We start from the raw sequence: 598 nt of genomic DNA on the forward strand, positions 1-598 counted from the left end.
TCACCTCGGCAGGGCGAATGGCCGTGGTAGCTTCAACATCGACAATCACGGCGTTGGCCAAATCAATGAGATAGTTGGTGCTGTAAGCGAAGAAGGCTTGCCCGCCATGGGCGCTTGTCCAGCGCGCCGCAGGATCGGCGGGCGACAGATACTTGGGAGTGGCGGACGATGCCGCGCCAAACGCTGCTTCATCGAGTACCTCAAGATACTCGCGGGCAGCATGATTGACGATGTTCGGGGGCAAGCCGTTCTCGCCGGGCACGCCTCGCTGCCGGTTCGCATCAGCCTTGATCAGGCTGGCGTCGACGGCAAAGCCCTCGCCACCGACCAATCCCTCCTCAATGCAGCGCGTGACGGTCATCTCGAACACTTCCCGCAACAGATCGCTGTCACGGAACCGGCCGTGCCGGTTCTTGGAGAAGGTCGAATGATCCGGCACAGCTCCGTCAAGGCCCAGGCGGCAGAACCAGCGATAGGCCAGGTTAAGATGCACTTCCTCGCACAGGCGCCGCTCTGACCGGATGCCCATGCAATAGCCGATGAGCAGCATCCGGATCATGAGTTCAGGATCGATCGAAGGGCGGCCCGTCTCGCTATA

The 598-nt window shown here is 61.2% G+C and carries 1 protein-coding gene; it reads right to left on the reverse strand.

What is annotated here, in order from left to right:
* Positions 1–598, reverse strand: a 598-nt coding sequence (locus HGI47_RS22140) for a transposase (protein WP_168854905.1), incomplete at both ends; no start/stop codon positions are given.

The sequence above is a fragment of the Novosphingobium sp. ERN07 genome (genome assembly GCF_012641335.1).
Classification (GTDB): Bacteria; Pseudomonadota; Alphaproteobacteria; order Sphingomonadales; family Sphingomonadaceae; genus Novosphingobium.